The organism is Nocardioides sp. (genome assembly GCF_047607365.1).
Lineage (GTDB): Bacteria > Actinomycetota > Actinomycetes > Propionibacteriales > Nocardioidaceae > Nocardioides.
The window spans coordinates 1-7,597 of record NZ_JASGDD010000026.1 but is presented as its reverse complement, the minus strand read 5'-3'; the positions used below and the strand labels follow the sequence as shown (position 1 = coordinate 7,597).

Annotated in this window: 9 protein-coding genes and 1 tRNA gene; 6 read left to right on the top strand and 4 right to left on the bottom strand. The window is 72.5% G+C overall.

The features are described from left to right. Positions 1–162 precede the first annotated feature (162 nt). Positions 163–1,143, top strand: a complete 981-nt coding sequence (gene corA, locus QM572_RS02275) for a magnesium/cobalt transporter CorA (protein ID WP_415089589.1) — start codon at positions 163–165, stop codon at positions 1,141–1,143. 28 nt (positions 1,144–1,171) lie between these two features. On the opposite strand, the gene QM572_RS02270 is transcribed toward corA, so the two are convergent. Continuing rightward, a complete protein-coding gene (locus tag QM572_RS02270; RefSeq protein WP_415089587.1) occupies positions 1,172–1,999 on the bottom strand; it encodes an undecaprenyl-diphosphate phosphatase in 828 nt (275 codons plus the stop codon). Positions 2,000–2,073: 74 nt separating this feature from the next. Between QM572_RS02270 and QM572_RS02265 the strand changes: the two genes are divergently transcribed. Next, positions 2,074–3,015 carry an aldo/keto reductase gene (locus QM572_RS02265; RefSeq protein ID WP_415089585.1) on the top strand — a complete coding sequence of 314 codons (942 nt, stop codon included), beginning with the start codon at positions 2,074–2,076 and terminating at the stop codon, positions 3,013–3,015. A 10-nt stretch (positions 3,016–3,025) separates the two neighbouring features. Then, positions 3,026–3,244: a DUF5703 family protein gene (locus QM572_RS02260; RefSeq protein WP_415089583.1), complete on the top strand. Its 219-nt coding sequence runs from the start codon at positions 3,026–3,028 to the stop codon at positions 3,242–3,244. A gap of 117 nt (positions 3,245–3,361) precedes the next feature. Here QM572_RS02260 and QM572_RS02255 read toward each other — a convergent pair whose 3' ends face one another. Continuing rightward, the gene (locus tag QM572_RS02255) at positions 3,362–4,684 is read right to left on the bottom strand and encodes a M20/M25/M40 family metallo-hydrolase (RefSeq protein WP_415089581.1); all 1,323 of its coding nucleotides are present in this window, start codon (positions 4,682–4,684) and stop codon (positions 3,362–3,364) included. 67 nt (positions 4,685–4,751) lie between these two features. Between QM572_RS02255 and QM572_RS02250 the strand changes: the two genes are divergently transcribed. The 3 genes from QM572_RS02250 to QM572_RS02240 all read left to right on the top strand — a co-directional run bounded on the left by QM572_RS02250 (position 4,752) and on the right by QM572_RS02240 (position 5,981). Beyond that, a tRNA-Leu gene (locus tag QM572_RS02250) sits at positions 4,752–4,836 on the top strand. Positions 4,837–4,944: 108 nt separating this feature from the next. Further along, positions 4,945–5,277, top strand: coding sequence for an ArsR/SmtB family transcription factor (locus QM572_RS02245; protein WP_415089579.1), 333 nt, complete (start codon positions 4,945–4,947; stop codon positions 5,275–5,277). Continuing rightward, on the top strand, positions 5,277–5,981 hold the full coding sequence (locus tag QM572_RS02240) for a cation diffusion facilitator family transporter (RefSeq protein WP_415089577.1): 705 nt from the start codon (positions 5,277–5,279) through the stop codon (positions 5,979–5,981). The genes QM572_RS02245 and QM572_RS02240 overlap by 1 nt, the downstream gene beginning before the upstream one ends. A 34-nt stretch (positions 5,982–6,015) precedes the next feature. Here QM572_RS02240 and QM572_RS02235 read toward each other — a convergent pair whose 3' ends face one another. Both QM572_RS02235 and QM572_RS02230 read right to left on the bottom strand, forming a co-directional pair. Beyond that, positions 6,016–6,942, bottom strand: a complete 927-nt coding sequence (locus QM572_RS02235) for a carbohydrate kinase family protein (RefSeq protein WP_415089575.1) — start codon at positions 6,940–6,942, stop codon at positions 6,016–6,018. Further along, on the bottom strand, positions 6,939–7,597 hold a 659-nt coding region (locus QM572_RS02230; protein ID WP_415089573.1), incomplete at its 5' end, for a class II aldolase/adducin family protein. The genes QM572_RS02230 and QM572_RS02235, both read right to left, overlap by 4 nt.

Here is a 7,597-nt window from a genome sequence, read left to right as displayed (position 1 = left end):
CCGGCGGGCCTGGGCGGCGCCCTCGCCGTCGAGGAGGACGCCCGCGCTCCGGCCGGCCAGCACCCGCGCCACGTTGGCGGTGCTGCGGCCGTGCCGGACCAGGACGACTGTCGCCATGCGCGCCAGCCTACTGAGCGGTCTCGCGTGGCCTACGGTGTGCCTGTGATCGTCGACATCGCGCTCTACCGCGCCGGCCGGAGGGTGGAGTCGGACTGCCATCCGCACGAGTACGCCCGGCTCCGCGCCGAGGCGACCGAGCCCGGCGACTTCATCTGGCTCGGCCTGTACGCGCCCAGCCAGACCGAGCTCGACGAGGTCGCCCAGGCCTTCGACCTGCACCCGCTCGCCGTCGAGGACGCGGTCCTGGCGCACCAGCGGCCGAAGCTCGAGCGGTACGACGAGAGCCTGTTCATGGTCCTCAAGACGCTCTGGTACGTCGATCAGGACGACCAGGTCGAGACCGGGGAGATCAACCTCTTCGCCGGCCGCGACTTCATCATCACCGTCCGGCACGGCCGCGGGGTCCGGCTCGACGCCGCCCGGCATGCGCTCGAGGCGGCGCCCGACCGGCTCTCCCAGGGGCCGTCGGCCGCGATCTGGACGGTCGCGGACACGGTGGTCGACGGCTACCTCGCCGTGCTCGACGAGCTCCAGACCGACGTGGACGAGGTCGAGACCTCCGTCTTCTCCTCCGCCCGGACCAGCGACTCCGCCCGGATCTACACCCTCAAGCGCGAGCTGGCCGAGGTACGCCGAGCGGTGCTCCCCCTCCGCGAGCCGGTGCGCGGCTTCGCCTCCGGCGCCGTGCCCGGGGTGGACCCCGACATCGAGCCGTTCTTCCGCGACGTCCTCGACCACCTCAACCGCGCCACCGAGCTCGCCGAGCAGCTCGAGGCGATGCTGTCGACGGCGTTCGAGGCGCATCTGGCCCAGATCTCGGTGCAGCAGAACGACGACATGCGCAAGATCTCCGCAGGCGCCGCCCTCATCGTCGTCCCGACCTTCATCGCCGGCGTCTACGGCATGAACTTCACCCACATGCCCGAGCTCTCGTGGACGCTCGGCTACCCGATGGCGCTGCTGCTCATGGCGGGCTCGGTCACCGGGCTCTGGATCTTCTTCAAGCGCTCCGGCTGGCTCTGAGCGCCTCCCCGGAGAGCGCCGCCCCGGATCAGGTGGCGTTGACGGCGCCGGTGGCGAGGAGGACCAGGAGGACGACGCCGAGGACGACGCGGTAGGGCACGAAGGAGGCGATCGTGTGCCCGGCGACGAACTTCAGCAGCCAGGCGACGGCGGCGTACGCGACGATGAAGGCGACCACGGTGCCGACGATGGTCTGGCCCGCGCCGATGCCCGAGCCGGCGACGTCCTTGAGCTCGTAGAGCCCGGCGGCGGTGAGGGCCGGGATGGAGAGGAAGAAGCTCAGCCGGGTCGCGGTGACGCGGTCGAGGTCGAGCAGGAGGCCCGTCGAGATGGTGGCGCCGGAGCGCGAGACGCCGGGGATGAGCGCGATGCACTGGGCGAGCCCGATGATGATCGCGTCGCGCATCGTGAGCTTCTTCTCGCCGCGGTCCTGGGCGCCGAACCGCTCGGCGAGCACCATGACGGCGCTCCAGGCGATCAGCGCGCCGGCGACCCACCACAGCGAGCGCAGCGGCCCGGAGATGATGTCCTTGGCCAGCAGCCCGATCACTCCGATGGGGATCGAGCCGGCGATGACGTACCACCCCATCCGATGCTCGATCGTGCCCCGCCTCTCCGGCTTGAAGATGCCGGTGGACCAGCCGACGACGATGTCGCGGATGTCCTTGGCGAAGTAGACGAGGACGGCGGCGATCGCGCCCATCTGGATGACCGCGGTGTACGCCGTCACGCCGTCGTCGTCGATGGGGAGACCGAGGATCTTCTCCGCAATGGTCAGGTGCCCGGTGCTGGAGACGGGGAGGAACTCGGTGAGTCCTTCCACGATGCCGAGGATCACGGAGTCCAGATAGTCCACGAGCGCAGAGCCTAGAGGGGCCGCACAGGCGTGGCGTAGGGGAATCGCTGAGTCTGCGCACTATCTTCACGTGCATGCAACAGCGGCGCCTCGGATCGAGCGGACTCAAGGTCTCCCACCTCGGGCTCGGCACGATGACGTGGGGCCGGACGACCGACGAGCACGAGGCTCGCGACCAGCTCCGGGCCTTCCTCGACGCCGGCGGGACCCTGGTCGACACCGCCCACGTCTACAACGACGGCGCGTCCGAGACGATGCTCGGGTCGCTGCTCGCCGAGCTCGACGCCCGCGAGGACGTGGTGCTGGCCACCAAGGCCGGGATCTCGTCGCGGCGCGGCGAGCGGAGCATGGACACCAGCCGCCGGACGCTGCTCGACGACCTCGACACCTCGCTGCGCCGGCTCGGCACCGACCGGGTCGACCTGTGGCAGGTGCACGTCTGGTCCGACGACACGCCGTTGGAGGAGACCCTCGCGGCGCTGGAGCAGGCGGTCATCTCGGGCAAGGCCCACTACGTCGGCATCTCCAACTACAACGGCTGGCAGACCGCGCGAGCAGCGACCCTCCTGGAGGGCTCCTCCGCCCCCCTGGTGTCGACGCAGGTGCAGTACAGCCTGCTGGCCCGCGAGGTCGAGGACGAGATCGTGCCCGCGGCCTCTGCGCTCGGGCTGGGCGTGCTGCCGTGGTCGCCGCTGGCGAGCGGCGTGCTGACCGGGAAGTACCGCACCGGCACGCCGTCGGACTCCCGCGGCGCCGACACCACCTACGGCGCCCACGTCCACGCCTATCTCGACGAGCGCAGCGCCGCCGTCGTGGGCGCCGTCGCTCGCGCCGCCGACGGGCTGGGCTGGACGCCCGCCGAGGTGGCGCTCGTGTGGCTGCGCGACCGCCCCGGCGTCGCCGCCCCCATCCTCGGCGCGCGCACCTCCTCGCAACTCGGCTCACTCCTCGGTGCGGCATCGAAGGTGCTGCCGCCCGAGCTAGTCTCCGCCCTGGACGACGTCTCCGACCTGTAGAGGAGCCCGCATGCCCGCCATCGACCGCCGCCCTCCCCAGCCCGGTGTGGAATGGGAGTTCGACTCCGTGGTGTTCGAGCGGGCGCTCTCGCGCAATGCCGTCACCCGCTTCCTCGTCGAGCGCGCCGAGCAGGGCGGCTGGACACTCGATCGGGTGCGGATCGGCAACGACGGCAAGCGCCGGGTCGTCCTCCGCCGCAAGATCATCCGCGCTGTCCGCACCGCCTGAGTCCTCCGGCCGCCCGAGATCCCACCTTGCCGGGGACACCGCGGCTCTCGACGCGGCGCAGGGGCCACGACGTCCCGGCGTTCGCGTGAAAGCGCCCGGCGACTGCGGGAGCCGCCCTCAGGCGAGGTCGAGGAAGCGGTCGAAGACCCGCGCTCCGAACTCCAGCGCGTCGACCGGCACCCGCTCGTCCACGCCGTGGAAGAGCCCGGTGAAGTCGAGCTCCTCGGGCAGCCGCAGCGGCGCGAAGCCGTAGGTGCGGATGCCGAGCTTGCCGAAGTGCTTGGCGTCGGTGCCCGCGCTCATCAGGTAGGGCGCGACGACCGCGTCCGGATCCTCGGCCAGGAGGGAGGCCGAGATCGCGCGGGAGATGGCGGTGTCGTCGTACGGCATCTCCCAGGAGCGCTGGCGGGAGACGAAGTCGAGCTCGACGTCCTCCCCCACGAGCTTGGCGAGCGTCTCGAAGAAGTCGTCCTCGAAGCCCGGCAGGAAGCGGCCGTCGACGTGTGCGACGGCCTCGGTGGGGATGACGTTGACCTTGTAGCCGGCCTGGAGCATCGTCGGGTTGGTGACGTTGCGCAGGGTCGCGCCGATCATCCGCGCGGCGGGGCCGAACTCCTCGACCAGGGACTCGGCGTTCTCGGGGGTCGCCTCGACGCCGGCCAGCTCGCCGACCGCTGCCAGCAGCGTCTCCATCGTCGGCGTGAGCGCGACCGGCCACGCGTGCGCCCCGATCCGGGCGACGGCGCCGGCGAGGTCGCTGACGGCGTTGTCGCGGTTGATCATCGAGCCGTGGCCGGCCGTGCCGCGGGCGGTGAGGCGCATCCAGGCCATGCCCTTCTCGGCGGCCTCGACGAGGTAGAGCCGGCGGCCGCGGATCGTCGTCGAGAACCCGCCGACCTCGCCGACCGCCTCGGTGACGCCGTCGAAGTGCTCCCGCAGATCCTCGGTGAGCGGCTGCGCGCCGTGGTGCCCGCCCGCCTCCTCGTCGGCGGTGAAGGCGAGGAGCACGGGCCGCGCAGGCGGTACGCCGGCGCGCTGGCGTGCCCGCACGATGCTGAGCACCATCGCGTCGAAGTCCTTCATGTCGACCGCTCCCCGGCCCCACACGCTGAGCCCGCCCTGAGGGCAGTCCCGAAGCTCGCCGGCGAACGGATCGACCTGCCAGTCGCTCGCCTCGGCGGGCACGACGTCGAGGTGGCCGTGCACCAGCAGGGCGTCGTCGCGGCTGCCGTCGCCGCCCCAGTGCGCGATGACGCTGGTCCGGCCGGGCGTCGACTCGTGCAGCGTCGACGCGATGCCGACCTCGTCCAGCAGCTCCGCCACCCGCTCCGCCGCCGTCCGCTCCCCCGGCCCCGAGTCGTCGCCGTAGTTGCTCGTGTCGATCCGGATCAGGTCCTGGCACAGCTCGACGACTTCGGCCGCGGGATCGTAGGACGTCATGCGCACCACCGTAGCCGCCCTCGATTCGTCGGCGACGCGTCGCGCTGCTAACGTTCTCCTCGCACTCGCGCGGGTGGCGGAATAGGCAGACGCGCTAGCTTGAGGTGCTAGTCCACGTATAGTGGGTGGGGGTTCAAGTCCCCCCTCGCGCACGCGAATGCAAGGCCCCGGATCAGTGATCCGGGGCCTTTCTCACGTCGGGACCAGCGACGTATTGATTCAGCGAACCATGAATCCATCCGATGCTTTACAGTGGGGTCATGGCTCCTGCGACCCCGCTCTCCCTGGAGGCCCTGGCGCGGTTCGGGCACGCGCTCTCCGACCCGACGAGGGCGCGGGTCCTCCTGGAGTTGCGTGCGGCGCCCGGTTACCCGGCGGAGCTCGCCGACGCGGCCGGAGTCTCCCGCCAGTCGATGTCGAACCACCTGGGCTGCCTGCGTGGCTGCGGTCTCGTCGTGGCCGTCCCCGAGGGGCGGCGGACGCGCTACGAGCTCGCCGACCACCGGCTGGGGCACGCTCTCGCGGAGCTGCTCGAGGTCGTGCTGGTCACCGACCCGAGCGCGTGCGACGCCCCCGAGTCCGGGTGCTGCTGATGAGCGCCATGACGATCCACGTCGGCACGCCCCTGGGCCCGCGACGAACGGCGACGCTCGTCCGCCGGGTGAGGCTGCTGGTGGTGTTCACCATCGGGTACAACGTCGTCGAGGGGGTGGTGGCGCTGCTCGCCGGCTCGAGCGCCGGCAGCTCCGCCCTCCTGGGCTTCGGCCTCGATTCGGTGATCGAGGTCTCCTCTGCCGCTGCCGTGGCGTGGCAGTTCTCGGGGACCGACCACGAGTCCCGCGAGCGGATCGCGCTCAAGGTCATCGGGCTGTCGTTCTTCGGGCTCGCGGCGTTCCTGGCGTACGACGCCGCATCGACGCTGGCCCGGAGTCACGAGCCCGGGCACTCCACGGTGGGGATCGTGATCGCGGCACTGAGCCTCGTCGTCATGCCCGCCGCCTCGCTGGCCCAGAGGCGAGCCGGGCAGGAGCTGGGGTCGCACTCCGCGGTGGCCGACTCGAAGCAGACGCTGCTGTGCACCTACATGTCCGGCGTGCTGCTGGTCGGCCTGGTCCTCAACAGCATGCTCGGCTGGTGGTGGGCCGATCCGCTCGCCGCGCTGGCGATCTCCTGCCTCGCCGTCCGGGAGGGACTCGCCGCGTGGAGCGGCGACGCCTGCTGCTCGCCCGCCGAGGCGCTGTTTACGACCGGTCCTGCCGATGGAGACGCCTGCGGGTGCGGCGAGGGCTGTCGCTGACCGCGCCGCGCTCGCGGCACGGACGCCGAGGGCCTCACAGACCGGCGAGGCCGCGGACGGTGTCGAGGTCGTAGGTCCCGCCGTCGGTGCCGCGGCCCTGCGCGACGTGGGCGGCGGTGGCGCAGCCGAGACGGGCCGCGTCGACGACGCCCGCGCCGAGCCTGCCTAGCAGGCCCACGACGAATCCGGCGCTGAACGCGTCGCCGCAGCCGGTGGTGTCGACCACCTCGATCTCGTGGGCGGGAACCCAGGTCCCGGCCTCGGGGGCACCGGCGGAGACGACGTACGCCCCTCGGGATCCGGCCGTCACCGCGACGCACCCGGCGCCGCGGGAGAGCAGCGCCGCCGCGCCCTCCTCGACCGTGGCCGCGCCGGTGAAGCCGAGGACCTGCTCGTCGTTGGGCAGCAGGAAGTCGGTGACCGGCAGCGCCGCCTCGATCCACGCGAGCAGGCCGGGGTCGCCCGGCGCGAGGACGTCGACCGACGTGGTGGCGCCGGCGGCCCGGGCACGCCGCAGCACCTCGGCGGCAGCGTCGCCGCCGAGGAACTCCGGTCCCCCGAGATGGACGTGCGCTACGCCGTCGAACGCCTCCTCGGGCAGATCGGCCAGGCCGAAGGCGCCGTTGGCGCCGATGCAGTGCCAGGCCGGGCGGTCGCCGTTGGGCCTCACCGGGATGACCGACGTCGAGGTCTGGTGGTCGTCCTTGCGGACCAGGCGCGTGGCGACGCCCTCGCGCTCGAGCAGCCCGAGCAGCAGGTCTCCGGCGGGGTCGGCGCCGATCGCGCCATACGTCGTCACCTCGGCGCCCAGCCGGGCGAGCACCAGCGCGGTCCCGCCGGCGGTGCCCGCCGCGGAGATCCACGACGAGTCGATCAGCTGGCCCTCCGAGCCGGCCGGGACGGACTCGACTCCGAAGAGGTGGGTGTCGAGCACGTGGACTCCGACGGTGGCGATCCTCATGACTGCTCCTGATCCTCGAGCGCGGCGGTGTGCGATCGCGGCGCGCCGTACCCCCGCGCGAGAGCGGCGTGGATGACGTCCTCCTGCTCGGCCGCGCTCAGCTCGCGGGGCGTGCCGAGCCGGCTGGCGCGCAGATGGAGGTCGGCGAGCCACTCCAGCAGCAGGGCGTTGCCGACGGCGGCCGAGAGGGAGGCGCCGACCGCGACCGATCCGTGGCTGCCCATGAGCGCGGCCTGCCGTCCCTCGATGGCGGTCGCGACGGCGGTCGCCAGCTCGGGGCTCCCGAAGGTCGCGTACGGCGCCACGCGGATGTCGCCGCCGAGGAGGAGCTGCTGGTAGTGGATCACCGGCAGCCGGTCGAGCACGCAGGCCACCGCCGTGCTCGCCGGCGCGTGGGTGTGCACGACCGCGGAGGTCGTCGCCGAGGCGCGGTAGAGGTCCAGGTGCAGCCCGAGCTCCGAGCTCGGCTCCAGCGTGCCCTCGACGATCCCGCCGCCGACGGTCACGACCGTGACGTCGGCTCGCGTGCAGGTGGCGAGCCGGACGCCGGTCCCGGTGATCGCGACGTGGCTGCCGGCCCGCGCCGAGACGTTGCCGGCCGTGCCGACGAACGCCCGCGCCTCGGCCAGGGCGCGCGCCGCGCCGGCGACCTCCT